This is a genomic window from Mangrovimicrobium sediminis, assembly GCF_004745945.1.
In the GTDB taxonomy this organism is placed as follows: domain Bacteria; phylum Pseudomonadota; class Gammaproteobacteria; order Pseudomonadales; family Halieaceae; genus Mangrovimicrobium; species Mangrovimicrobium sediminis.
On the sequence record NZ_SRLE01000007.1, the window covers coordinates 125,701 to 151,438 of the forward strand.

The following is a 25,738-nucleotide window of genomic DNA, read 5'->3' on the forward strand; positions in this document are numbered from 1 at the left end:
GCAGGATTGAAAACACGTATTACTACGATGCTGGGCATCGAGTACCCGATCATCCAGGGCGGCATGATGTGGGTGGGGCTGGCGGAACTGGCCTCGGCGGTGTCCAACGCGGGCGGGCTCGGTATTCTCACCGCGCTGACCCAGCCGGACCCGGAATCGCTGTACCGGGAGATCCTGCGCTGTCGCGAGATGACCGACAAACCTTTCGGCGTCAATCTCACGTTGTTGCCGACCATCAAACCGGTGCCCTATGCGGAGTACGCGCAGGCGGCGGTGGATGCGGGCGTGCGTGTCATCGAAACCGCCGGTCGCAGCCCTGAGGAGTACATGCCACTGTTCAAGGCGAACGGCGTGCACGTCATCCACAAGTGCACCTCCGTGCGCCACGCCCTGAAAGCCCAGGCCATCGGCTGCGACGCGGTCAGCGTCGACGGATTCGAGTGCGCCGGCCACCCCGGCGAGGACGATGTCACCAACCTGGTATTGCTGCCGGCCGCGGCGGCACAGCTGGAGGTGCCCATGGTGGCCTCCGGCGGTATCGGCACCGGGCGGCAGATGGCGGCGGCCATGCTACTCGGCGCGGAGGCGGTGAACATGGGTACGCGCTTTGTCGCCACAATCGAGGCGCCGGTGCACGAGAACCTGAAGCGGGCGATGGTTGCGGCGGACGAGCGGCAGACGGCGCTGATCTTCCGCACCCTGCGCAACACCGCGCGGGTGTTCCGCAACAGCGTGGCGGAGCAAGTGCTGGCCATCGAGAGCCGCGACGGCGCGACGGATTTCGCGGAGATCCAGCCGCTGGTGGCTGGCGTGCGCGGCCGCGAGCAGGTACTCGAGGGCGGCGATATCGACGGCGGTATCTGGACCGCGGGCCAGGTGATCGGGCTGATCGAGGATATCCCGAGCTGTGCCGAGCTGCTCGCGCGCATGATGGCCGAGGCGCGGGCGGAACTGGACCGCGTCAACGCGCAGTTCGGTCTATCCTCAGCGCAATAACAACAACCGAAGGAGTCGATAAACATGTTGCCTAGAACCCTGTACGGGCCGGAGCACGAGGAATTCAGGCGCACGGTGCGGCGCTTCATGGAGCAGGAGGTGGTGCCCTATCACCAGGCCTGGGAGGAGCAGCAGCACGTCGACCGCGAGCTGTGGCGCAAGGCCGGCGAGCTCGGCCTGCTGTGTCTCACCATCCCGGAGGAATACGGCGGGCTGGGCGTGGACCGCTCGTTCAGTGCCGTATTGATGGAGGAACAGAGCTACTGCGGCGCCACCGGCCCCGGCTTCGGCGTGCACTCGGACATTGTCGCCAACTACATCTGCAACTTCGGGCGCGAGGCGCAAAAGCTGGAATGGCTGCCGAAGATGGCCAGCGGCGAGGCGATCGGTTCCATTGCCATGACCGAGCCCGGTACCGGTTCCGACCTGCAGTCGATCCGGACCTCGGCGGTGAAGGACGGTGACGACTATGTCATCAACGGCTCCAAGATATTCATCACCAACGGCTACCTCTCCGACATCGCTGTGGTGGTCTGCCGCACCGGCGACAGCGGCTCGGGGTCCAAGGATCTCTCGCTGATCCTGGTCGAGGCAGAGCGCGCGGGGTTCACCAAGGCCAAACCCCTGCACAAGGTCGGTATGCGCGCCCAGGATACCTGCGAGCTGTTCTTCGACGAGGTGCGCGTGCCGCAATCCAACCTGCTCGGTGAGGTGGAGGGACGCGGTTTCGTGCAACTGATGCAGGAGCTGGCCTGGGAGCGGCTGATCATCGCCATCCTTTCGGTGGCCTCCGCCGAGGCGGCGCTGGCGGTGACCCTGGACTACACCCGCGAGCGCAAGGTGTTCGGTCAGCCGGTGGCGGATTTCCAGAACAGCCGCTTTACGCTGGCGCAGATGAAAACCGAGATCGCGATGGGCCGGGTGTTTGTCGACCGCTGCCTGGAACTGGTGCTGGACAACCAGCTCAGCCAGGAGGCCGCTGCCGCGGCCAAGCTGTGGACCTCCGAGATGCTGTGCCGGGTGGTCGACGAGGGCGTGCAACTGCACGGCGGCTACGGCTACATGCTCGAGTACCCTATCGCACGCGCCTGGGTCGACTCGCGCGCCGGACGCATCTATGGCGGTACCAACGAGATCATGAAGGAACTGATCGCGCGCAGCCTGTAAACAACCGGCCACGCGCCTGGCAATAATAAATCGAGGCAACACAAGGGTGAGTGACGCCATGGAATTTCCCACCCCACTTCACGCGCTGGCGCACTGGGCGCAGGTGCAGGGCGATGCGCCCTTCCTGACCCAGCCGCTATCGGACGGGAGCGAACTGGTACTGAGCTGGCTACAGGTCGAGGAGCAGGCGCGGCGCGCCGCCGCCTACCTGGTGTCGCTGGATCTGCCCCCGCGCAGCAACATCGTGCTTACCGGCAAGAACACGGCGCACTGGATCGTCGCGGACCTCGCCATCTGGATGGCCGGGCACGTCAGCGTGCCGGTGTACCCGACCCTGGGCGCAGAGGCCACCGCGTACATACTCGATCACTGCGCTGCGCGCCTGGTCGTCATCGGCCGACTGGACGGGCAGGGCGATAGCTGGGAGCAGGTGCGCGAGGTCCTGCCGCCGGCGCTGCCGCGCCTGTGTCTGCCCGAGGCGCCGGACACGCACGGCGAGCGCTGGGAGGCCATACAGGCGCGCTGTACCCCGCTAGAGCACATCGACCTGCGCGACCCGGAGGCGCTGGCCACGATCATTTACACCTCGGGTACCACCGGCAAGCCCAAGGGCGTGATGCACTGTTTCCGTTCGCTGATGGCGCCCTGTCGCTGCTCCGAGGACCTGTGGCGCCCTGCGCCGGAGGACCGCATGCTGTCCTACCTGCCGCTGGCGCACATCGGCGAGCGCGCAGCGGTGGAGATTCCCGCACTGGTGTTCGGCTTCCAGCTGTTCTTCAATCGCTCGCTGGACACCTTCGCCCAGGATCTCAAGCGGGCGCGCCCGACCCGGTTCTTCACCGTGCCGCGCCTTTGGACCAAGTTCTACCAGGCAGTCAACGCGAAGCTGCCGCCGCTACAGCAGCGCATCCTGTTCGCGCTGCCGATGGTCGGTAAGCGGGTCAAGCGGCGCATCCTCGCCGAACTCGGGCTGGACGCGACGCGCGTGGCCCTGGCCGGCGCGGCGCCGATGCCGGCGGACCTGCTCGCCTGGTACCGGCGGCTGGGGCTGGAGATCCTCGACGTGTTCGGCATGACGGAAAACGCCGCGACCTCCCACGCCTCGCGACCGGGACAGGTGCGCCTGGGCTATGTCGGGATACCGCTGCCCGGGGTGGAGTGTCGCATCGACGCCAGCGGCGAGGTCCTGGTCAGGAGCCCGGGGCAGATGCTCGGCTACTACCGCATGGAGGAGGAGACTCAACGCCTGCTGACCGAAGACGGGTTTTTCCACACCGGCGATCGCGGCGAGGTGAGCGGGGACGGTTTCCTGCGTATCACCGGCCGGGTGAAGGAATTGTTCAAAACCAGCAAGGGCAAGTACGTGGCGCCGGTGCCTATCGAGAACCTGCTCGCCGCGCACCCGGCTATCGAGGTGTCCTGCGTCACCGGACCGGGACAGCCCCAGCCCTTCGCGCTGGCCGTGCTGTCACCGGGGACCGACAACCCGGACCAGCGCGCGCGCCTGGAGAGCGAACTGGATGAACTGTTGCAGCAGGTCAATCGCCAGTTGGAGGAGCACGAGCGGCTCGATTACATCGTGCTGGTAAAAGACCCCTGGACCATCGAGAGCGGCGCGCTGACGCCCACATTGAAGCTGCGCCGCGAGGTGATCGAGCAGCGCTGCCTGCCCCTCGCCGAAGGCTGGCGAGGTTCCAGGCGCAGGGTTATCTGGGAGTAGGCCTCGCGCCGCGGGAGTTTACCGGGCCAGGGCCAGGGTCAGGTTCAAGGCGTCCGCTGCTGGTGTCGCGCGTATCGCGGCTGGCACCTACGCATTTCGCGTTCGCACCTTCCGCAGCAGTCGCCGCACGAGTGAGTCCGCCGTCCCGGCCTCCTGCGTGTCCCCGAGCAATTGCGCCAGTTCCGCCAGGCCGTCGTGTGACGGCCAGCGACGCTGCAGGATGGCGAACTGCTCGCGCGCTTCGTCCAGGCGCTTTTCTTCCGCCAGCGTCCTGACCGCCAGGCGCAGCGGCTGCGGATCGTCGGGAAACGCCTCGCGGTAGGCGTCCAGCGCGCGCAGGGTGGCGTCGGCATCCAGGCGGTAGTCGGCGAGGCTGCGCGCCGCCCACAGCCACACCTGCGGCCGGTCTTCGAAACGTGTTTGCGCAGCTGCGCGGCTCGCCGGGTCATCCTCGGCAAAGGCGCGGATAAACAGCCGCGCGTCCTCCAGTTCGGCCAGCTGCCGTGAATTGACCGGCAGGGACATGGGCTCGCCGTCGATGGCGACGTTGGGTGCCTCGTTGGCCGGCGTGGCGAACAGGCCCGCGCGCTGCAGGGTGGACTCGAGGCTATCGCCGGTACCGTGCAGGTAGAACAGAGGCAGCATGCGCTTGAACAGCACCGCGCTGTCGCGCAACTCGTCGGCCAGCCCCGGTCGCGCCAGCTGCGCCATCCACGGCGTGATATTGGCGGTGCGGTACTGGGTGGATATGCCGCGGCGCTGCGGGGTGCGGCTGGAAAAACGCAGCACCGAGATGCCGGAAGTTGCCGCCACGCGCAGTTCGGGGTCGTTAAAGAACTTCGCCCACATGTACATGTCCGAGGCGCCGGCCTCCCAGGGCGCGCAGGTCCAGCCCACCGGCAGTCGCAGGTAGGCGCTCTTGCGGTAGGCGGTGTTGGTGAGCCCGGGGTTGATGCCCTTGATGCGATTCGCAGCCATCGCCGCGCGCAGGGTTGGCGTGCCGAAATTGCGCGGGTTCCAGATGTTTTCCCGGTCCAGCAGTTCCAGCGGGGCGCGGCCGGTCCAGTCCGCGTCGGCCAGTTGCGCGCGCAGCCCGGCGAGGTGGTCCGGCAGGTAGAGGTCGTCGTCGCCGAGGTGGCAGACGAATTCGGCGTCCGAGGCGCGGATGATGGCGTCGCGGTGTTCCTCGCCGTAGCGCTGCGACTTGGGAAAGCTGTACATGCGGATGCGCGGGTCCAGGCGCGTGAACGCCTCGACGAGGGCGTGGGTCGCGGGCGGGGCGCCGTCCAGTACTACCGCCAGTTCCCAGTCCTGGACGCTCTGCGCTAGCAGGCTGCCGATGGCCGCGTACAGGGTATCGCCGTGGTCGAAGGTCGGGCAGATCACCAGGATGTTGGCCATGTCAGGGTTCCTCACCGCGCGCCAGTCGGCGCAGGCTGTCGATGGCGGCGACCACCGCCAGTCCCTCGCTAGCCGGCGTCTTGGGCGGCGGGCCGCCGCGCAGGTGATCCGCGAAACTGCGCAGCTGGCGCAGCAGCGGAAACTCCTGCGCTATTGCCACTTGCTCGACTGTGCCCGGCTGCGCCGCGTCGCCATGGTGGATATCCAGGTGTTCGGCATAGGCGTCGGCCAGTACCGCCACGGCGTCGTCGAACACGACCTGCACGGATCGCTCCTCGTGCGGCCAGTTGCAGGCCAGGTGCAGGTGCGCACTGGGGCCGTTCGCGCCCGCCAGCAGTGCCACCATGGATACGGGCCTGCCGCGTGCATTGCAGTGCATCACTGCGCTGCGCGGCGGGGGCAGCGCGCCGGCGATGGCCTGGACGATGGACAGGTCGTGGGGCGCAAGGTCCCACACCGCGTCCTTGTCCGGGTCGTCCAGGGACCACTGCAGGCGGCGGGTGTGAATCTCGCGCACGGCGCCGTAGCGTTGCTCTTTTGCCAGCGTTTCCAGCGCTTCGATCCCGGGGTGGTAGCGCCACTTGTGCATAACGAACAGGCGCTGGCCCGCGCGCTGGACGATGTCATGTGCCGCGGCGGCGTCATTCGACAGCGGTTTTTCGCAAAACACCGGCTTCGCGTGCACGAGCAGGGCGTCGATATGGGCCAGGTGCATTTGCATGGGAGAGGCGACGACGAAGCCATCGAGGGCGTCGTCGACCCAGTCGCCGACGTCGCTCACATTGCGGGTTGCGCCCAGTTGCGCCGCCGCTTGCCGCGCCGCCGGGTCCGGATCGGCTACCTCGACCTGGCAGCCCAGGCTGAGCAGGTCGCGCAGGATGTGCCTGCCCCAGCGGCCGCAACCGACCAGGCCGATACGCGGTTTGTCGGTCATCGTGGCGCGTTGGCGTTCCAGGCGGCGGCCAGTTCAGCGAGCGAGCCTGCCGCCGCGTCGCGCGCCGACAGGGCCGGGGTTTCGATGTGCGGCCAGTCCAGCGCCAGGGCGGGGTCGTCCCAGCGACAGCACAGGTCGTCCGCCGGGTTCCAGGTGTGGGACAGGCCGGTGACCAGGGAATAGCCCTCGGTAGTGACAAACCCGTGCACCACGCCGGGAGGGATGATCGCCGCCTGCGGCTGGTCGCCGCGCAACTCGACGATACATGAGTTGGCGGCAAAGCCCTGGCGGGTGTCGCACAGGCCCAGCAGCATCACGCCGGACAGCACGACCACATAGTCCGTGTGACGCAGGTGCGCGTGCATGCCGCGCACCGAGCCGGGCGCGCTGTTGAGCAGGTTCCACTGCCGCGGCGGCGCCAGATCCGAACCGCCATCGCGGTACAGTTCCATCAATTCGCCGCGCTGGTCCGTGTGCGGTTGCAGGGCGAGCAGCTGCACGCCGCCAGGGAGGTCGAGCGCAGGCGCAGCGAGGGATTCGACGGATGCCATGTCGGGCCTTTTCTTATCGCGTGGTGGTTGCCTTTGATGATAGGCAATACCGGGTATTTATGACACCACGAATGAGGACAGGGCTCGGAGATGCTGTCTGGGTTGTTCGAAGGGGTGGCGGTGCTCGTGGGGCAACGCCAGCGCAAGTAACAGGCCGGCGGAACCCGGCGGAAGCAGGTTTGTACCCCCGGCATAGAAACTTTACACTGTAAAGGCTCGCGCCCCGGGGTAGGGGCGACAACAGGGGAGATAACAATGAAGCATTTCTCGCGTAGTACGATAGCGGTACTGGGGCTGCTGGCGCTGCAGTCACCTGCCTGGGGCGACTGTATCGTGCAGTCCGGCAACGGGGACAGCGATGTGAACATCGGTCCCTTCAGTATGCCCGCCGGCTCGTCGATCGACGTCACCATGGAGACTGGTGTGGGTGGTGGCACTGCAATCGTGATGGGTGACTCACCCGGTGGCAACAATATCCTGGAGGATGTGGAGTTCGTCACGCCGCACCAGGTGACCTACACGTTCGTCAGTGCCGAGCCGGTGGTCTACCTGCTGCTGGACTGGCAGTTCAACGGCCAGCCGGAAAACACCTATTCCGTCAGCACCGACGACTGCGCATCCGAGCCGGTTCCCGCGACCACGCCCTGGGCGCTGGTCACCTTGTGCGGGGCGCTGGTGCTTGCGGCAGCTGCCTACCTGCGTCGGCGGGTGACTGCCTGACCCCATCCGCGAAGTCGTGGCCCTCGATATCACCGGTGACGTCGGCTGTGCATCACCCGCGCCCGAGCGGTATCTCCGGACTCGATCAGAAAAAGTGGTAGGTCACCGTCACGCCCACGGTGCGCGGATCGACGAAGGCCACATAGCCGTCGGCCGCGCTGCGCCCCGGCGGTTCGCGCACGGTGAAGGCCTCCTCATCGGTCAGGTTGTTGACGTAGGCTGAGATGCTCCAGTGGTCCAGCGTGATGTCGGCATAGGCGCGCGCCAGGTAGTAGTCGCCGGCCACGCGCTCGTCGCTGTTTTCCAGGTCGCCGTAATACTCGTCCACATAGCGCACCTGGGCGCCCGCGCCAAACGCGCTGCTGAAGGTGTAGTACAGGTCCAGGCTGCCGGTGATTGCCGGTGCATTGCTCAACTCGTTGCCGTTGACCGCGGGGTAGGCCGCTCCGCCATCCTTGATTTCAGTTTCCAGTAAGCCCAGGCCAAGCGAGAGTGCCAGGTCCGGCGTCAGCAATGCCTCGGCCTGGAGCTCCAGGCCGTAGGTTTCCACCGCGTCCATATTGCTGATCTCGCGCAGCGAGTTGAGTGCCTGGTAGCCGTCGTAGTCGTTGTAGAACAGGTTGCCGGCGAGGTTCAGGCGATTGTCGAACCACCCGCCGCGCAGGCTGGCCTCGTAGGTGTACACACTCTCCTCGTCGAAGTAGTAGTAGTTGCCGGAGGCGAAGGCGAAGGCACCGCCCGGCGCGTTGTAGCCCTTGCGCGCGCTCAGGCCCACCGTGGTATGCAGGTCCAGGTCGTACTGCAATTCGATTTTCGGCAGGGTGATGGTTTCGTCGGTATCCAGGTCGCTGGCGCGCTCGAAGCTGATGTAGTTGAAGTAGCGCTGCTGTTGCTCGCGCTCGACGCGCAGGCCGCCGGTGAGGCGCAGGCGGTCGTTGATCGCCCAGGTCACCTCGCCGTAGAGCGCAGCGGCGTCGCTGCTGTCGTCGCCGATGTACAGGTAGGCGCCGGTGCTCTCGAAATCCTGCTCGCGTTCGAAGTACGCCAGACCCAGGAAGCCGTAAACGCTGTCGCCTGCCTGTCCCGCGTGTAAGCGGGCATCCAGCGTGATGTCCTGCTGGTCGAAGACCAGTTGCTGTTCCAGCGCCGGGTCCGCCTCGTAGGAATCGAACCCCCACTGGTAATCGGTGTAGGCGGCGAGCACTTCCAGCGAAAACCGCTCGCTGAAGCTGTAGTCGATGCGCGCGCTGGTGGTGTCCGAGTCGGTTTCGATATCGCGGAAGAATATCCGCTCGTAGGCCCACGGGTCTTTGGCGCTGTAGAGCACCCGCCCTGTATCGCCCTGTTCGTTGTTGCCCGAGTAGGTCAGCAGGACGCGCAAGTCGGTGGTCGGCGTCCACAACAACTTGGTTTTCAGCCGGCGGGTTTCGATTTCGTCCAGGTCATAGTCTGGCGGATTGCTGTCGAAGCCGCGGTCGTCGGTGATAGTGTCCGCGTTCAGCGCCTGCGCCGCGACGCGAAAGGCCAGGATGTCGTCGACAAGCGGGCCGGACAGCATCACCGCGCCGTCCAGGTACTCGTCCTGGTCGCGGTAGCCCACGCGCCCCGCGCCCTCCCACTCGAAGGTGGGGTCCTTGGTCTGGATATACACCATGCCGCCGATGCTGTTGCGACCGTTGCTGGTGGACTGCGGGCCGCGGAAAACCTCGATCTGCTCGATATCCCAGATGCCGGAATCCCCGGTGAGGTCAGCGACGAAGGGCTCCGCCACGCCATCGATCAGCGTGGATACCCGCGGCTTGGCGCCGCCGGTGATGGAGTTGAATCCACCGGCGGAACCGTTGCCGGTGACCCCGCGGATATTCGGCGCCGAGCCGGTGGTCACGATTACGTTGGGAATCTCCGACAGCAGGCTGGACACGGTATAGCTGCGCAGCGCGTTCAGGGTGTCTTCGGAGATCACGGCTACAGAGGACGTCGTTTCCTTCAGTGAGCGCTCTACTTTTTCACCCACCACGCGAACCACTTCGATGTCTTTTTGCTCGCCGGGGGAATCGCCGCCCATTGCCTGGTTCGATGCTGCGCTGCTGCCCGGCGCGGCCAAAGCGGCCAGGGCAAGGGTGGAGAACAGCAGTGGGGCGCTGCGACCGCTGGGGGAGTGTTTCACGGAAAATCCTCTTCTCATGGGTTGTTTGGGTAGTGACCGGGATGCAGCGCCGCGGGGGTCGCGCAGCGTCGGTCCGCAAACAAATCTAAACGATAATGATTATCAGTTGCAAAGGTTTTGTGGCTGTGCCCATAATTGGGTGGCATGGAGGGCCGGGTATTCCGGTACGGGTGTTCGTAGCAGTGTCAGCATCAGTGCCTGCGCCCGGCGCTATCTGAATTTCTCGGCCTACTGCGCGCAGCGCGGTAAAAGCGCGGGGCGAGGTCGCGCGGATGTGCAGGGCGAAACAGCGTCCGGAACGCACCAGTTCAATGGGGGGAAGCTATGAGTCTTGAAAGCGGGTGGGTCAGCGCCGTGCTGCTGATTGCAGGCGCGGCCTGTCTCTACATGGCGAGCCCACACCAGAGGTTCGCGCCGCGGCGCCCGCTGGCGCCGCGCGTGCTGGGGGCGGCCGGGTTGGCCTGCCTGCTGCTTGCACTGTGGTCGCTGCTGGCGCAGTTCGGTGGCGCGACCGCGGTGTTCATCGCTGTCGCCGCGCTGATGCTGCTGTGGACGCTCTCGCCACTGGCCTGCGCCGCCCTGCGGCCGCGGTCCGGCGCGCAGGACAACAAGGTGGTGCGCCGATGAGCCCGGTACGCGCAAGCCGGCGCAGTGCAGACGCCTATCGCTACAGCAGTCGCGACTGGCTGGGCAAGGCCAGCGCCGGGCTGGTGTGCGGAGTGTTCCTCGCCCTGGGCGCGGGTGGCCTGCTGGCACGTTTTGCCCTGGGCGGGGTGGGGCGATTTTCGCTGGAGCACCAGTTCACCATGTGGCTGGTCTCGCCCTTGCTGCTTGCCATCCTGTGCGCCTGCTTCATGTTTCGCTCGGGCCTGCGCGCCTGGGCCTGGCTTGGCGCCGCCAACCTGCTGGTCTGGGGGCTGCTGCTGGCTGTTCCCTGATATGACCGGGCGCTTCTGTTTCCAACCCGGGGCGGCGTGCAGGCCGGCCCCATGCAACCCGTGAGTCGTTCGCATGCGCAGTGATGTCATCAAAATGTACAAGGACGTGCACACCTGGACCGGAATCGTCTGCGGCCTCGCGCTGTTCATCGCGTTTTACGCCGGCGCCCTGACCATGTTCAAGGCGCCGCTGGAACGCTGGGCGTCGGCGCCCTCCGTGTTCGGCGAACTTTCACCGCTGGAAAACGTGCCGGTGCTGGTGGAGCAGGTGCTGGCGCGCTACCCGGAGGCGGGGCAGGGCTACCAGATCGTAGTGCAACCGAGCGCGCAGTATCCCGCGCGTATGAGCTGGGAACTGCCCAGGGAAGACGCGGACGAGCACCACCCCCCACAGCTGATGCACGCCGACCTCGATGCTGAGGGGGAACTGGTGGTCGCACGCGCCGCGCACTCCCCGCTGCCGCAACTGGTCGATGAGTTACACGAGCAGGTCGGCCTGTTGCTGCCGCATGAAGTCGCCATGCCGATCATGGGGATGATTGCCCTGCTGTATGGTCTCGCGCTGGTGTCAGGCTGCGTCGTACTCCTGCCGACCCTGGTGCAGGACCTGTTCGCCCTGCGCATCGGCCACAACCTCAAGCGCATGTGGCTCGACGTGCACAACCTGCTAGGGGTGTTCAGCCTGCCGTTCCACCTGGTCATGGCGTTTACCGCGGTAATCTTCGCGTTTCACGACCAGATCTACGCGGCGCAGGAGCAGCTCGCGATCCGCGGGAGTGACAAGCCGCAAAGTGCGGCGGCCCCTGCCACCCCAGCGGCTCCTGCGGTTGGCGCTGCCACTGGGGTCGTCAGCGGAGCTTCGTTGGCGCCCGCCGCGCTTGTGGCGCGGCTCGCTGAACAACAGCCGGACTTCATTCCCCGGCGGTTCGTGTATCGCGAGTCGCCTCAGCGCGGTCCTGCGCTGGTCGTGTTCGGCGACAATCCGCGCTACGCCATGCGTTCCCCCGAGGGCGGCGTGGCCGGGCTTGACCCGGTGAGCGGCGCCATCGAGATGACGGATTACATGCCCGGCATGCAGGACGCCTGGGGTGCGACGATTACCAGTTTTTTCAGCCTGCACTTCGGTACCTACGGCGGGGCGCCGATACGCTGGGCCTACTTTTTCCTCGGCCTGGCCGGCGCCGCCCTGTTTTACACCGGCAACCTGCTCTGGCTGGAGTCCCGCCGCACCCGCCAGCGCGCCCGCTCGGCCGGTGCGGTAACGCAGCGTCGTTCGGTGCAGGTCATGGGGGCGCTGACCGTCGGCGTCAGCCTGGGCTGCATCGCCGGTTTGTCACTGACTATCGCGGCGGCGAAGTTGTTGCCGGCGCTGGTCGCGGATCTCGAGTTGTGGCACGCGGGGCTGTACTACGCGGTGTTCGTCGGTGTGATAGCCTGGTCCTTCTGGCGCGGGGTGGCACGTGCCGCGGTCGAGCTGCTGGCGTTTGCGGCCGCCGCGACGGCGACGATCCCGCTGGTCAGCCTGTTGTCCCTGTGGCTGCCTGGCGTGGGGTGGAACCACGCGGATCTCTCGGTCTTGGTCGATGTGGTGGCGCTGGCGGGCAGCCTGGTCCTCGCCCTGCTGGCACGGCGCACCGCGCGGCGCGTGCGTCGCGCCCCGGCGGACAGTCTGTGGTTCATTGCGGCTAGAGCTGAGGGGGATGCCGGCGATTCGCTGGTCACCAACGCTTGAAAAGGCGAGTGCGGGTCTACTGATCGTCGCCGGCGGAGAAAATTCGCCGGAAAAACCCGACAATTCCCTTGTCTTCCTGCTGCAGGTCGACGTCCGGTTGCGCCTCTTCCACGGGGATGCCGGCGGCGGTGTCCGGCAGGCTCGCCAGCAGCGCGTCCAGTTCCCGGTGATCGGCACCGATGGTGCGTGCGCGGCGCGCATAGGTTTCCGCCCGCGCGTAGTCGCCACGGGCAATCGCGGACTCGGTGAGTTGCGCATAGCGGTCGACGATGGCCTGCATGCCCTCCAGCGCGGCAGGGCTGCCGGGGGCCAGCGCCAGTACCTGGTCGAAGTAGTCCCGCGCATTGTTGTCGCTCGGCGTGGTCAGCCGGTCTGCCGCCAGCGCGGCGCGGCCCGCGGCGAGCAGTACCGCCATCTGGTCGGCGAGGCTGGGGCCCGCGTCAGCTACCGAATTTGCGTCGGCTCCCGCTTGCGCGGCTTCGCCAGTTGGAACCACAACCACGGGCGCCCTGGCCTCGGGGGCCTCGTTGCGGGTGCCCCCCAGGGGGGCGGCCCGCACAGCGTCGTCGGCGGTATCAATTTCCCGAAGCGCCGTTTCGGCCTGGGTCTCGCTTGATTCTGGGGTGACCGGCGCATCGGGGTTCGCAGGTACGGTGTCAGCTGCATCGACCTGTGCGATTCCGCTCAATGTCGATGACGCGTCGGCGGCGACCTCGTCAGAGGTATCCACCCCTGGTGCAGCCTGGCTGGGCGGCTCCTGCGCGGATGCTTGCGCCTCGCGAATCGCCATGCGCGCGTCAGTCGCAATGCTGGTCACCGGCAGATCCGCGGATTCCGCGGTCGGGGTATCGTCCTCGGGTGCCTCCGGGCTGGTCGTTTCCGCACCTGACGCCTGCATTCCTGTGGTCGCCGATCCGGATGTTGCCGGGAGCATCGCTGGAGGGTCGCTGGTCTCGCTCGTCACTTCGGCCCGGGTGACCACTGTGGTGGGCGAAACCGGGGCCGGAGTGTCTGGCGCCGTGTGGTTCTGCGTCGGTGGCGCGCCCGGTGTGTCCGGTGTCGCCTGCTGTTGGGCTGGCGCTGGCGCGGCTGCCGAAAGCTCGGTTGCTGGCGGTATCGGTGTGTTTTGCGTGTCGGCGGTCGGTACATCGACATCGCTGAAGATGAACACCACCAGCATGCAGCCGAGCAGCAGGACGATGCCGCTCAGGGCGTAGAACTGGGTCACATGCGGGTGTTGGCGCCGGCGCAGTACCCGCGGCGGCGGGTCCTGGGGAGCGGGCCGGGGTGCGGCTGGAGCCGAAGGTGTAACCGTGGCTTTCGCGCTGTTGCCAGCGGCTGCCGCGATGGAGTGGTCCGGCGCTGGGTCTTGCTCCCACTCCGGCTCCAATTCCGGCTCCAATTCCGGCTCCAATTCCAGCTCTGTGTGCATGGCCGGTACCGGACTCTCCGCTACTGCCGGTGTGTGCCGGTCCCGCTCTGGGGGAGGGGGTTCAGCGGCCGCGATGGGCGGTGGCTCGGGAGGGGGTGTCTCGTAGGTGCTGGGGTCCGTCGCTGTCGACGCGGCGGGCGTTCGTGTGGGCGTTCGTGTGGGCGATGGTGTCGCGTCAGGCGTCGTCCCACGGCCGCTGCGCGAGGTGCTCATGGCATCGCTGATAACCCGTGCGAAATCCGTTCGCACACGCTCATCGCCCACTTCGCGGGGGAGCTGCCCCTTGAATAACTGGTCGGCGGCCGGGTCGGGCACGGGGTTGGCGTCGGCCGGTTTTTCCTTTGTCCCGACGCTGACCGAAGCGAGCCCGGTCTCGGCCGTATCACCGTCGCGCGCTTCTCCGTTGGCACTGGCACCCGGCGCGGGCTGCAGCGCCGTGGCATCGTCACCGGTCGCGGTCGCGGTCGCGGTCGCGGTCGGTATAGAGGCGGACCCGTTCCCGCCGGGGGGTACCGCATCGTTGTCGCCATCCTGCAGTTGTCCGATGGCGGCCACAATAGTGTCGACGTCGTACAGGCCGTCGTCCGGGCTGGCGCACTGGGCCAGGCATTCGCACAGCCGGCTGATGCGCTCGGGAATGCCCTGGCTGTAGCGATTCAGGGCGTAACCCGCCTTGAAGCCGAAGCGCGGCGGGGCTCCCCCGGTCAGTGCCTGCAGGTTGTCCGCGGCGTAGAGCAGGGCGTCCTGCGGGCCCAGGGCGGCGAGGCTGTAGTGCTCGATGCGCCATTCGTCGATCTCCGACCCGGCGATGTGTTCGCCGAGGCTGTCGTCGCCGGCCAGTATCACCTGTAGCGGCGGGCGGCCACTCCCCGCCAGGTCGCTGAGATCGCGTAGTTCGCCGAGCGCGCGGGCGTCCAGCAGGTGCGCGTTGTCCACCACCATCAGCGTATCGCCGAAGGCCTGCAGGCGCTGGGCCAGGCGCTGCAGCGCGGTGTCCGCGTCCCAGCCGCGGTCGCCGAGGCCGAACTGGCGGCAGGCAGCGCGCAGCAGACTGGCGCCGGCTGCGTCGCGGGCGTCGAGCCAGGCCAGTGGCACCCGTCGACCCAGGGGGGCGGTGAACTCGCGCAACAGCAGTGTCTTGCCGACACCGCCGGGGCCGGTCAGCAGGCAGACGGGGTTGTCGCCGGCGCAGAACTCCGCGAGGCAGGCCAGGGCCTCCGCGTAGCCGGGGTGCTCGTGAACAAAGCCGGTCCCGCCGCCGTGACCGGCGGTGGCCGGGCTGGATGCTTGCCTGTCGTCGGGCATCTGGAGTTACCGTCGGTTTGTCGGCGCGCGGTATCGCCATCCGGCGAGCGCGCCCTGCCTTAGCTTAGCCTATCCCGGGGTTCGCGGGGATGTGTGGCGCGGCCGCCGTCAGTCCTGTTTGAACTGGGTGCTGGGTGCGATGACCAGGCGGTCGAGCACGGTGGCGATCTCCTCCACCGGTGGCGGCGCTTCCTGTTTCAGCCACCAGGCGAGAATCTCGACAGTGGCGCTGACTGCAAACACCACGTTGAGGTCGCCAGGCAGCCAGGCATGTTCGCGGGCGAGGTCGGCGGCCAGCGCCTGGGCCTGGTCGACGAACTCGGCCTTCAGGCGGGTCGCCGCGCCGCCTGTCAGCAGTGCCGACCATAGCTGGCGACCCTCCCACATGTAGGCGCACAGGGCCTGGGCCGAGGCCAGCGTATCCACGGTGAACACGATCGGTACCGCCATGCTCAGCAGGCGGTCGATCTCGTCGGCCACCAGGTCCTCGAGCAGGGTCTCCTTGTCCGGGTAGTGGCGGAAGAACGTGGCGTAGCCGATATCGGCGCGAGCGGTGATATCGCGCACGGTGATGCGGTCGAAGGATTTCTCGGTGAGCAACTGCAGCAGGGCCTCGCCCAGCGCCTGGCGGGTGCGCGTGCGGCGCGTCCTGGCCGGCGGTTTGGCTGGGGCTTTGGTGGCGGCTTTGCTGGTGGCTTGAGTCATGGTGCCTCGTTAGTTGCTCCCGCTGGCGGAGGCGGCACGGCCCCGGTGTCCTGAGGGTTTGGTCAAGCCTAGCATTTTGCCGGGTATTTTCGAAATGTCGCCGGGTGAACTCTTGGACGGGGTGCGCGGGACGGAGGAAAATGTAGACGCATGCCAGTTTTTAATGATATATAGTATATCAATAACAAAGCTCATCCCCAGCTGGGGAAGATGTATTTCGTCCTTGTAGAGGTCGATAGTGCGGCCGATACGCATAATCTACGTGAGATTTTCGCGCAGTCGTGGATCCAGCTGCACCCCGGCGGCCTCTGTGCCTACATCACTGGGGGGAATAAATGAGCTTGTGTGTATCGACAAAGGCGGCATGAAGCCCCGGGTGAGGCTGTCTCCCGGGGTGCGGTGTCCGCCACAGCAGTTCCATCCGCGACACGCCCGCGTGCCGCTTTCACACACTGGAGACCAACCATGCAAGCTATCGCCGACCTCGATCTCGCCCACCTACCCATGGAGACACCGGAGTTTTCCGCCGACCCCCTGCCATATTTCGCCGCGGCGCGGGATAAACACCCCTGGCTCGCCCAGTGCCTGTTCGGCCACGTGATCCACGAGTACGAGGCAATGAAGGACCTGTTGATGATGGACGAATTCATGGCCCCGGCGCAGGAGATGGTGGTGCAGATCATGCAGGCGGAGGGCACGCCCTGGGGCCGGCTCGCCTCCAACGTGCTGCTGGCGCAAACCGGTGACAACCACCGTCGCCAGCGGCAGGTGCTCACACCGCTGTTTTCGCCGCGCCAGGCCAAGCTCAGCCGCGAGCTCATGCGTGGGACCATCCGCCAGCTGCTGGACGAGTGGGCGCCGCGCGGCGAGTTCGATTTCGAGGCGTTCATCTCGCTGTACCCGATAGGCGTGATGTGCGCCATGCTCGGCTCCCCGCGCGAGGCGCTGCCCGGCCTGCGCCAGTCGCTGGAGACGCTCGGGCTGTCCATGAGCATGGACCCGGACCTGCTGCCCGCGCTGCAGGAGGCGACCAACCATATCGATACCTTTGGCCAGCAACTGGTAGCGGCGCGCCGCGCCGGCGAGCGCCCGGCGCAGGGCGGCGAGTTGCTGGATATCCTGGTCGATGCGCTGGATGCGGGCGGGCTCGATGAACGCGAACTCTACGATCTGCTGATCTTCCTGTTCGTCGGCGGCTACGACACCTCGAAGAACGTGCTGACCCTGCTCATGTTTGAAATGCTGCGCTACCCGGACATCTACGTGCGCTGCGCCGAGGACGAAGCCTACTGCGGCAAGGTGGTGGAAGAGGCGATGCGCTTCCACGGCGTCGCCAATATCCCGCGCATGACCACCCAGGACCTGGACTACCGCGGCGTGCGCATTCCCGCGGGCAGCATGCTGTTCATTCCCGCCAGCCTGGCCGGGCGCGACCCGGGGGCCTTCGGCGAGGCGGATCGCTTCGACCCGGAGCGCGCTCAGCAGAACCGCCATCTCGGTTTCGGCCGCGGCATGCACATCTGCCTCGGGCAGCATATCGCCCGGGCGCAGATGGAAGTGGGCCTGCACGAGGTGGCGAAGCGCCTGCGCCAGCCGCGCCTGGCGGATGCGGACCTGGCCTGGCGGCCGTTCTTCGGGGTGTGGGGGCTGCAGGGCCTGCCGATCTGGTTTGAGGACGCCGGCCCGGCGTGAGTTGATTCTCAGGAGTGGCGGCCGGTGCTGTGCCGGCCGCCGTGTGCAGGTCAGTCCTCGGCCACGCAGTCGATGAAGTACTCCGTGCGGCCGTCCACTTCCTCCACGCTGAGGCCGTGGATGTCGGCGTCGAAGCCGGGGAACTTGCCGTGCAGGTCGCGGGCGAACTTCAGGTAGCGCACTATGGCGCTGTTGAAGCGCTCGCCGGGAATCAGCAGCGGAATGCCGGGCGGGTAGGGGGTGAGCAGGATCGCGGTGATGCGCCCCTCGAGTTCGTCGATCGGCACGCGCTCCACCTTGCCGTGCACCAGCGCGGTGTAGGCGTCGATCGGGCGCATGGCCGGGGCCATGTCGGAGAGGTACATCTCGGTGGTGACGCGGGCGATGTCGTTGGCCTTGTAGATGTCGTGCAGGCCCTGGCACAGGTCGCGCAGGCCCATGCTCTCGTACACCGGGTACTCCTCGACCAGATCCGGCATGATCTTCCACAGCCGGAGGTTGCCGTCGTAGGCGTCCTTGAACTGCTGCAGTTCGGTGACCATGGAGTTCCAGCGGCCCTTGGTAATGCCGATGGTGAACATGATGAAGAAGGAATACAGGCCGGTCTTCTCGACGTAGATGCCGTGCTCGCCCAGGTAGTTGGTGACCACCGCCGCGGGAATGCCGCTGTCGGCGAAATTGCCGTCGACGTCGATGCCCGGGTTGATGATGGTGGCCTTGATCGGGTCGAGCATGTTGAAGCCGTCGGCGAGATCGCCGAAGCCGTGCCAGCGCTCGCCGGCTTTCAGGGCCCAGTCGGCGCTGTCGCCCATGCCGGATTCGGGCAGGTAGTCCGGCCCCCAGACCTTGAACCACCAGGTGTCGTCGCCGAATTCCGCACCGGCGCGGCGCATGGCGCGGCGGAAATCCAGGGATTCCTGGATCGATTCCTCGACCAGCGCGGTGCCGCCGGGGGGCTCCATCATCGCCGCACTGACATCGCAGCTGGCGATGATCGAGTACTGCGGCGAGGTCGAGGTGTGCATCAGGTAGGACTCGTCGAAGCGGCCCACGTCCAGCTCGCGGGTCTGCGAGTTCTGCACCAGGATTTGCGAGGCCTGGGACAGGCCGGCCAGCAGCTTGTGGGTGGACTGGGTGGAGAACACCATGGCGTCGCGCGACAGCGGCCGGTCCACGCCGATCGCGTGCATGCCGCGGTAGAACGGGTGGAAGTTGGCGTGGGGCAGCCAGGCCTCGTCGAAGTGCAGGGCGTCCACCTCGGTGTCCAGCGCCTCCTTGATCATGTCGACGTTGTAGATGATGCCGTCGTAGGTGGACTGGGTGATGGTGAGGATGCGCGGCTTGACCGTCTTGTCCTCGATAAACGGGTTGTTCTCGATCTTCTTGCGGATGTTCTCGATGGCGAACTCGCGGCGCGGGATCGGTCCGATGATGCCGTAGTGGTTGCGGGTGGGCATCAGGAACACGGGGATCGCCCCGGTCAGGGTGATCGAGTGCAGCACGGACTTGTGGCAGTTGCGGTCGACCACCACCACGTCGCCCGGCGCCACGATAGAGTTCCACACGATCTTGTTCGAGGTGGAAGTGCCGTTGGTGACGAAGAACAGGTGGTCGGTGTTGAAGATGCGCGCCGCGTTGCGCTCGCTGGCCGCCACCGGGCCGGTGTGGTCAAGCAGTGAGCCGACCTCGTCCACCGAGTTGCAGATGTCCGCGCGTAGCATGTTCTCGCCGAAGAACTGGTGGAACATCTGGCCGGCGGGGGATTTGAGGAAGGCTACGCCGCCGGAGTGTCCGGGGCAGTGCCAGGAGTAGGAGCCGTCCTGGGCGTAGTTCACCAACTCGCGGAAGAACGGCGGCGCCACAGTTTTGAAGTAGTCGCGGGCCTCGCGGATGATGTAGCGGGCGACGAACTCCGGGGTGTCCTCGGACATGTGGATGAAACCGTGCAGCTCGCGCAGGATGTCGTTGGTAATGTGCTGCGAGGTGCGCGTTTCGCCGTAGAGGAAGATCGGCACGTCCTGGTTCTTGAAGCGCACTTCGTTGACGAAATCGCGCAACCGGGTCAGCGCTTCTTCCTCGCCCTCCGGCGTGGAGAACTCCTCGTCGTCGATGGACAGGATGAATGCCGAGGCGCGCGAACTCTGTTGCGCGAAGCTGGCCATGTCACCCGGGCTGTTCACGCCCATGACCTCGATGCCCTCGTTCTCGATCGCCTGTGCCAGGGCGCGCACGCCCAGGCCGCTGGAGTTTTCCGAGCGGAAGTCTTCGTCGATGATGACAATGGGAAAACGGAATTTCATGCGTAGCGTCTCCGGCGTGAATGGCGCGCGCCCTCCAGTATAGAGGGTCGCGGGTTGCAAGCATGCTAGACTTTCGCTCCCGATTCCAGAGCCAGCGGGAGATTCGATGGCCAGCCCCGGCAACCCCAATACCTTCACCGATAACCCGCTGGACCGCGCCTCCCACCTGCGCGCGGATCCGGACTGGCTGCGGGCGGCAAAGTGCAGCGCGCGCGCTCGCTTCGTCGCGCTGTGGCGCCTGCGGCCGCTGTTGCGGGCAGCTGCCGGTAGCGCGCCCAGCGAAATTGCCTGGCTGGATGCCGCCGCGCTCGCCGGCTGTCGCGTCGAGGATGCGGTATTCCTCGGCCGCGACGAGGAGCACGACTACTTCGCGCTGGACGCCACGCACCTGGCCCAGGACGAGGAGGACCTCCCGTTCCGCGAACTTGGCAGCTACGAGGACCTGATGTTCGCCCTCGGGCGCCTGGACGGGGTCAGTGCGTCACTGCTCGCCCAGGCCAAGAGCATGGTCGACTGGCATGCGCGCCACGGCTTCTGCGCGCGCTGCGGTGCTGTCACTCATTTCGCGGACGGCGGCTACCGGCGCGATTGCCCGGCCTGCGAAGCGCAGCACTTCCCGCGCACCGACCCGGTGGTGATCAGCCTCGTGGTGCGGGAGGGGCGCTGCCTGCTGGGCCGCAACGCGATGTTCCGCGGCCCCATGTTCACCGCGCTCGCCGGCTTCCTCGAGCCGGGGGAGACGGTGGAGGAGGCGGTGGCGCGCGAGGTCATGGAGGAGGTGGGTGTCGCGGTGGGCGAGGTGCGCTATTTGTTCACCCAACCCTGGCCGTTTCCCTCCAGCCTGATGATCGGTTGTATTGCCCAGGGGCTGGGCGAGGCCATCACGCTGGACGAGAAAGAGATTGCCGAGGCGCGCTGGTTCACGCCGGAGCAACTGCGCCAGGCTATCGCCGACTCACAGGACCTCGACTACCGCAGCATGATGAGCGACCCTGCGGGCGCCGGGACGCCGTCTTTCTTCGTGCCGCCGCCCAGCGCGATCGCCCATCAGTTGATGCTGGCCTGGCTGGCGCAGGTCTAGCGCCCACGCCGCTCGCCTCAACTGTCGGACTGACCCTGTTCGACCATGCGCCGGGCGTAGGCCTCGACGTGGTCCATCAGCACCTCGAGGGCGTCCGCCGGATTCAGTTCCAGCGCCTCGGTGGGCTCTTCGTAGATGAGATGGTGTCCCGGGCGGAAAAAGTACACGTCCCCGGTTTCCGCCACCTCGTCGTCCCAGGTGGAATCCGGGTAGGTGCAGCGGATGCGGCCGCTGAACACGTAGCCGTAGTGCGGGCACATGCACAGGCCGCCGGGCAGGCCCTTGTAGGTGGCGGCGGCGCTCATCGGCCCCGCGGTGGTGAAGCCCACTTCCATATCGCCCCACTTGATGGAGCGGAAGCCCTCGCCGCAGAGCGGCCAGCGGCCGCCGCCGCCCTTGGGCAGGTCCCTGAGTTTGCTGGTTGGCATTTTGTTATTCCTGTTTTGCGGATGATTGCCTATGGGGTTGATCGCCGGGTGCCTCGCGGCTGCCCGTCGCAGTATGCGGGGAAGTGGGCGGCGGAGTCACGGCTCCGACCTCGCGTCGCGGGTTCATGCTGCCCGGGGTCAGAGTCGCGACTCTGACCCCAGTGACGGACCTCAGCGGTGCCAGGGGTCAGAGTCGTGACTCTGACCCCGAGCTCCGGCCCCCGAGCTGCCGGTCCCGACACCCCCGGTGACGCAAACCCTGGCGGCAATCGCGGAAGCCGCAAAATACGCAAAAAAAGGCCCGCGTACACGCGGGCCAGGCACACTACACACTGTAAAACCGTACCGCGATCTCGCATCGTCAGGCGCGGTCAGGCGGTTCGACCGCCGGACTGCGTAATGAAAATTCTATATAACGACACAAAATTCTATTTCACACCCGGTTTATAGCCCGGGGTCAACAGCCTGTCAATCGCCAGTGGGTGCCCCTGCTGCGTGAAACGGGCGGCGCTACTCCGGCTCCGCGTGCACAGAAGCCGTCAAAATCGCGAATCACGGCCCGCTGTCTCCCTCCGAAAACGCAGCCCTAAAACTTTGCGTGGCCAAGTTCGTGCTTGACCGCTGGAGGCGGCTCCCCAATAATCCTTCCGATAACAGATAATTAATTCTGAATAACGAATATATCAGGTGCACCATGTCCGACACCCTCACTTCCGACGATCCCCGTTACCGCGAACTGTTTGACGTTCAGAAAGAAGCCAGCAGCACCAACGCCGAAATCTACGGCGATCTCTCGCCGGCGATGGACCGCCTGCGCGATACCGCGCCGGTGATGCGCGGCTCACTGCGCGAGTTGCTACAGCTGCCGACGCTGGATCACTACTCGGTGAAGCGCCAGAGCTACACGCTGTTCACCTTCGACCTGTGCAACCGCGCCCTGCGCGAGAACGAGCTGTTCTCCTCCGAGGGGTACAACGATTCGCCCTCGGTGCGCGCCATGGGCAAGGTCATCCTGAAGATGGTGGGCGACGAACACCGCCGCTACCGTTCCGTGGTGCAGCCGATGTTCCTGCGTCCCAAGGTCGAGAACTGGTGGAAGCCGACCTGGATTACCGGCGCGGTGGAGGCGCTGCTCGACCGCATCGACAGCAAGCAGGACAAGGTCGACCTGAACATGGACCTGTGCGCGCGCCTGCCGGTGCATATCGTGACCCGTGGCATCGGCATGGATGAGGCCAACGGCCTGGAGTTCCGCGAGCACCTGCTGCGCAGCACGGTGGGCGGCCACAACCTGTCGCAGGAGGAGCGCATGGCCTCTGCCGGGGAGGTGTCGCGCATGCTGCGCGAGCTGATCACCCGGCGGCGTGCGGACCCGCAGGAGGATGTCATCTCCGCGTTGATTACCAACGACCTGCCGCTGCCGGATGGCAGCGCGCGCAAGCTGGATGACGAGGAGGTGTTCTCCTACTGCCGCCTGATCATGCTCGCCGGCGGCGGTACTACATGGCGGCAACTGGGCATCACCCTGCACGCACTGCTGAGCAACTACCACCTGTGGGAACTGTGCCGCGACAACCGCAAGCTGGTAGCGCCGGCGATCGAGGAGTCCGCGCGCTGGATGCCTACCGACCCGGTGTTCGAGCGGGTGCTGACCGCGGACGTGGAACTCGAGGGTATGCATATTCCCGCGCAGTCGCGCATCTGTATGTGCCTGGGCGCCGCCAACCGCGACCCGGGACGCTGGGACAACCCGGGCCAGTACGACCCCCTGCGCCCGTTCCAGCCGCACCTGGGTTTCGGTATGGGGCCGCACCGCTGCCTGGGCCTGGATGTGGCCAAGCAGGAGATGAGCAGTGCGCTGAATGCACTGATGGACCGCTACCCCAATCTGCGCCTGGACCCGGACGCGCCAGCGCCGGAATTGCTCGGCGGCGTGGAGCAGCGCGGTATGTCGGCGGTGCCGGTGGTACTGCGCTGAAACCGGGGTCAGTTCGGTAGCGGGTAGGGTTCGCTGCGGCCGTTGATGAAATAGGTGAGCCGCTCGGCGGCCTCGCGCAGGTCGTTGCCCATCTCGGCGATGGTCTCGCCCTTGAACGAGCCGCGAAAGCCCGAGAGATTCAGCACGAACTCCACCTGCCGCTCGCGGTTGAACACCGGGCAGGTAAGGAAGGCGAGTTGGTAGCTGGAGCGGGGCTTGAGCTCCCAGGCAATCTTGACCGGGTACTCCATCTTGCTGCCGACGAAGGCCAGGTGAAACGGCTGGTTGGCGATTTCCATGTCCGGGTTGAAGACGCCGAAGGAATAACCGTGCTCGCGGGTGAACTCGATGCCGGCGAGCAATTCGCGGCGCTCTTTCTCCGGCGGCTTGGGTGAGGCCTCGTCCAGCCACTTTTCCAGGTCGTAGGATTTGGTGGTGGCGAAATAGGCGCCGGCAAATGGCGCACGCAGGGGCAGGCGCTGCCCCTGTGGTACCGCCCAGGCCTCGCTGCGTCCCGCGCCCGCGCGCAGCTTGATCACCACGTCGTGCCCCTCCAGGTAGACTGCCGAGCAGGCCGTGCGGTAGCGGTCGGACAGCGCGCGCAGTTCCGGCTGGGTCGCCTGGGTCGGCGAGAACTGCTCGCTGGCGATGCGCCCGACGGCCACCAGCGCGGGGCCGATCACATAGGTCTTGTCGGTATTGCGATACAGGTACTGCGCCTCCACCAGCCCGGCGAGCAGGGCGTGGCAGGTCGCCCGGCCCAGGTCCAGCGCCTTGACGATGTCGGTGAAGGTGAACGACTGGCCGGGGTGTTCGGCGAAGAAGTTGAGTACGGCGACGACGCGCTGTACACCGGGCGGCGGCTTGGACATAAATATTTCGCTATATCGAATTCCCTAGCGGGAAACTAGGGGTAATCCCGTGTTGAGTCAAGCTGTCGTTGTATCGAGGGTGAGCCCCAGAGTCCTGAAATTGTAGTGTTTGGCGGCTCCGGAACAGGCGTTCGGCTGCGCGGGCGCGGTGTGGCCTGAAGTGGGGAAGCCCCGGCAGAGTTCGAAATAACTAACCGCGGTGCTGCCTCAGCACTCGATGATGCTGACCGGAACCTCCACCACGTTGACCGCCAGGCCGCCGCGCGCGGTCTCCTTGTACTTCTCCGCCATATCGCGACCGGTATCGCGCATGGTGCGGATCACCTGGTCGAGCGAGACGTGGTGCTCGCCGGTTCCGCGCAGCGCCATGCGCGCGGCGCCGATCGCCTTGATCGCGGCCATCGCGTTGCGCTCGATGCACGGCACCTGTACCAGGCCGCCGATCGGGTCGCAGGTCAGGCCGAGGTTGTGCTCCATGGCGATTTCCGCCGCGTTCTCCACCTGTGCCGGGGTGCCGCCCAGGGCGTCCGCCAACGCGCCGGCGGCCATCGAGCAGGCGGAGCCGACCTCGCCCTGGCAGCCCACCTCGGCGCCGGAGATCGACGCGTTGGTCTTGTACAGAATGCCGATGGCCGCCGCGGTGAGCAGGAAGCGCGGGACGTCGTCCTCGCCGGCGCCCTCGCAGCGGGTCAGGTAGTACTTGAGCACCGCCGGGATAATACCGGCGGCGCCGTTGGTGGGGGCGGTGACCACGCGGCCACCCACCGCATTCTCCTCGTTGACCGCCAGGGCGTAGAGGGTAACCCAGTCCATGGAGGCCAGGCTCGCGTCACCGAGGGAGCCGGTGGCGCTTTTCAGCTGCCGGTACAACTGCGCCGCGCGGCGCTTTACCTTGAGGCCGCCGGGCAGGATGCCCTCGGTGTGTGTGCCGCGGGCGATGCAGGCGTCCATGGCCCGCCAGATCGCCAGCAGGCCATCGCGGATCTCGGCCTCGCTGCGCCAGCAGCGCTCGTTGGCGAGCATCAGCGAGCTCACCGACCTGCCGTGCTCGCGGCACAGCGCCAGCAACTGGTCGGCGCTGTCGAAGGGGTAGGGGAGGACCGTACTGTCCTCCACCAGGATATCGCCGCGGGCGGCGGACTCGTCGACCACGAAGCCGCCGCCGACAGAGTAGTAGACCCGCTGTGCCAACACCGTGTCTGCCGCGTCGCGGGCGGTGAAGCGCATGCCGTTGGCGTGGTAGGGCAGGGCCTCGTCGCGGTGCAGCACGAGGTCGTCGGGGTAGCGGAAGGCGATCTCGCGCCCGCCGGCCAGGGTCAGCCGGCCGCTGTCGCGCAGCGCGGCGATGCGCGCCGGGATGCTCTCCACGTCCACGCTCTCGGGGGCCTCGCCCTGCAAGCCCAGGATCACCGCCCGCGGCGAGCCGTGGCCGGCGCCGGTCGCGCCCAGGGAGCCGAACAGTTCTACCCTGACGCCCTCGGTGGTGTCGAGCAGGCCGCGCTCCCCCAGGCCAGCGACAAACTGGCGTGCGGCGTTCATCGGGCCCACGGTATGCGAGCTGGAGGGGCCGATGCCGATCTTGAACAGGTCGAAGGTGCTGATTGCCACGTGCTACTCCG

General features: G+C 66.6%; 20 protein-coding genes. 10 read left to right on the forward strand and 10 right to left on the reverse strand.

Annotation, left to right across the window (positions count from 1 at the left end):
* Positions 1-6 precede the first annotated feature (6 nt).
* The 3 genes from E4634_RS10110 to E4634_RS10120 are packed head-to-tail and all read left to right on the forward strand — an operon-like array spanning position 7 to position 3,883.
* Positions 7-996, forward strand: a complete 990-nt coding sequence (locus E4634_RS10110) for an NAD(P)H-dependent flavin oxidoreductase (protein ID WP_135443486.1) — start codon at positions 7-9, stop codon at positions 994-996.
* 24 nt (positions 997-1,020) lie between these two features.
* Positions 1,021-2,163, forward strand: coding sequence for an acyl-CoA dehydrogenase family protein (locus E4634_RS10115; protein WP_135443487.1), 1,143 nt, complete (start codon positions 1,021-1,023; stop codon positions 2,161-2,163).
* A 58-nt stretch (positions 2,164-2,221) separates the two neighbouring features.
* Entirely contained in the window at positions 2,222-3,883 is a 1,662-nt protein-coding gene (locus tag E4634_RS10120) for an AMP-binding protein (protein WP_135443488.1), read from the forward strand.
* An 87-nt stretch (positions 3,884-3,970) separates the two neighbouring features.
* Here E4634_RS10120 and E4634_RS10125 read toward each other — a convergent pair whose 3' ends face one another.
* Genes E4634_RS10125 through E4634_RS10135 form a run of 3 tightly spaced genes read right to left on the reverse strand, consistent with a single transcriptional unit; the run spans position 3,971 to position 6,769 of the window.
* Positions 3,971-5,284, reverse strand: coding sequence for a glycosyltransferase family A protein (locus E4634_RS10125; protein ID WP_135443490.1), 1,314 nt, complete (start codon positions 5,282-5,284; stop codon positions 3,971-3,973).
* Position 5,285: 1 nt separating this feature from the next.
* Positions 5,286-6,218 carry a Gfo/Idh/MocA family protein gene (locus tag E4634_RS10130; protein WP_135443492.1) on the reverse strand — a complete coding sequence of 311 codons (933 nt, stop codon included), beginning with the start codon at positions 6,216-6,218 and terminating at the stop codon, positions 5,286-5,288.
* The gene (locus E4634_RS10135; RefSeq protein ID WP_135443494.1) at positions 6,215-6,769 is read right to left on the reverse strand and encodes a dTDP-4-dehydrorhamnose 3,5-epimerase family protein; all 555 of its coding nucleotides are present in this window, start codon (positions 6,767-6,769) and stop codon (positions 6,215-6,217) included. Before E4634_RS10135 ends, E4634_RS10130 begins: the two co-directional genes overlap by 4 nt.
* A 255-nt stretch (positions 6,770-7,024) precedes the next feature.
* On the opposite strand from E4634_RS10135, the gene E4634_RS10140 reads away from it, so the two are divergent.
* A complete protein-coding gene (locus tag E4634_RS10140; RefSeq protein ID WP_135443496.1) occupies positions 7,025-7,489 on the forward strand; it encodes a hypothetical protein in 465 nt (154 codons plus the stop codon).
* A gap of 85 nt (positions 7,490-7,574) precedes the next feature.
* Here E4634_RS10140 and E4634_RS10145 read toward each other — a convergent pair whose 3' ends face one another.
* Positions 7,575-9,656, reverse strand: a complete 2,082-nt coding sequence (locus E4634_RS10145) for a TonB-dependent receptor (RefSeq protein WP_167854844.1) — start codon at positions 9,654-9,656, stop codon at positions 7,575-7,577.
* Positions 9,657-9,980: 324 nt separating this feature from the next.
* Here E4634_RS10145 and E4634_RS10150 point away from each other — a divergent pair, with 324 nt between their 5' ends.
* The 3 genes from E4634_RS10150 (at position 9,981) to E4634_RS10160 (ending at position 12,326) form a co-directional block, all read left to right on the forward strand.
* Positions 9,981-10,283, forward strand: coding sequence for a hypothetical protein (locus E4634_RS10150; protein ID WP_135443500.1), 303 nt, complete (start codon positions 9,981-9,983; stop codon positions 10,281-10,283).
* Positions 10,280-10,594 (forward strand): hypothetical protein, encoded by a 315-nt coding sequence (locus tag E4634_RS10155; protein WP_135443502.1) that lies wholly within the window; start codon positions 10,280-10,282, stop codon positions 10,592-10,594. The genes E4634_RS10150 and E4634_RS10155 overlap by 4 nt, the downstream gene beginning before the upstream one ends.
* A gap of 73 nt (positions 10,595-10,667) precedes the next feature.
* Positions 10,668-12,326 carry a PepSY-associated TM helix domain-containing protein gene (locus tag E4634_RS10160; RefSeq protein ID WP_135443503.1) on the forward strand — a complete coding sequence of 553 codons (1,659 nt, stop codon included), beginning with the start codon at positions 10,668-10,670 and terminating at the stop codon, positions 12,324-12,326.
* Between the two features lie 16 nt (positions 12,327-12,342).
* Here E4634_RS10160 and E4634_RS10165 read toward each other — a convergent pair whose 3' ends face one another.
* Together E4634_RS10165 and E4634_RS10170 are read right to left on the reverse strand one after the other, a co-directional pair.
* The gene (locus tag E4634_RS10165) at positions 12,343-15,063 is read right to left on the reverse strand and encodes an ATP-binding protein (protein ID WP_135443505.1); all 2,721 of its coding nucleotides are present in this window, start codon (positions 15,061-15,063) and stop codon (positions 12,343-12,345) included.
* Between the two features lie 108 nt (positions 15,064-15,171).
* The gene (locus E4634_RS10170; protein WP_135443507.1) at positions 15,172-15,768 is read right to left on the reverse strand and encodes a TetR/AcrR family transcriptional regulator; all 597 of its coding nucleotides are present in this window, start codon (positions 15,766-15,768) and stop codon (positions 15,172-15,174) included.
* A gap of 465 nt (positions 15,769-16,233) precedes the next feature.
* Between E4634_RS10170 and E4634_RS10175 the strand changes: the two genes are divergently transcribed.
* Positions 16,234-17,460, forward strand: a complete 1,227-nt coding sequence (locus tag E4634_RS10175; RefSeq protein ID WP_135443509.1) for a cytochrome P450 — start codon at positions 16,234-16,236, stop codon at positions 17,458-17,460.
* Positions 17,461-17,510: 50 nt separating this feature from the next.
* Here E4634_RS10175 and E4634_RS10180 read toward each other — a convergent pair whose 3' ends face one another.
* Positions 17,511-19,760, reverse strand: a complete 2,250-nt coding sequence (locus tag E4634_RS10180) for an arginine/lysine/ornithine decarboxylase (RefSeq protein ID WP_135443511.1) — start codon at positions 19,758-19,760, stop codon at positions 17,511-17,513.
* A gap of 106 nt (positions 19,761-19,866) precedes the next feature.
* On the opposite strand from E4634_RS10180, the gene nudC reads away from it, so the two are divergent.
* Positions 19,867-20,841: an NAD(+) diphosphatase gene (nudC, locus tag E4634_RS10185; RefSeq protein WP_135443512.1), complete on the forward strand. Its 975-nt coding sequence runs from the start codon at positions 19,867-19,869 to the stop codon at positions 20,839-20,841.
* 17 nt (positions 20,842-20,858) lie between these two features.
* On the opposite strand, the gene E4634_RS10190 is transcribed toward nudC, so the two are convergent.
* Positions 20,859-21,269: a cupin domain-containing protein gene (locus E4634_RS10190; protein ID WP_135443513.1), complete on the reverse strand. Its 411-nt coding sequence runs from the start codon at positions 21,267-21,269 to the stop codon at positions 20,859-20,861.
* Positions 21,270-21,963: 694 nt separating this feature from the next.
* Here E4634_RS10190 and E4634_RS10195 point away from each other — a divergent pair.
* Complete coding sequence (locus E4634_RS10195; RefSeq protein ID WP_135443515.1) at positions 21,964-23,247, forward strand: cytochrome P450; 1,284 nt, start codon at positions 21,964-21,966, stop codon at positions 23,245-23,247.
* An 8-nt stretch (positions 23,248-23,255) separates the two neighbouring features.
* Here the strand turns inward: E4634_RS10195 and E4634_RS10200 are convergent, their stop codons facing one another.
* Positions 23,256-24,119 carry an IclR family transcriptional regulator gene (locus E4634_RS10200; protein ID WP_135443517.1) on the reverse strand — a complete coding sequence of 288 codons (864 nt, stop codon included), beginning with the start codon at positions 24,117-24,119 and terminating at the stop codon, positions 23,256-23,258.
* Between the two features lie 207 nt (positions 24,120-24,326).
* Positions 24,327-25,727: an L-serine ammonia-lyase gene (locus E4634_RS10205; protein ID WP_135443519.1), complete on the reverse strand. Its 1,401-nt coding sequence runs from the start codon at positions 25,725-25,727 to the stop codon at positions 24,327-24,329.
* Between the last annotated feature and the right edge of the window lie 11 nt (positions 25,728-25,738).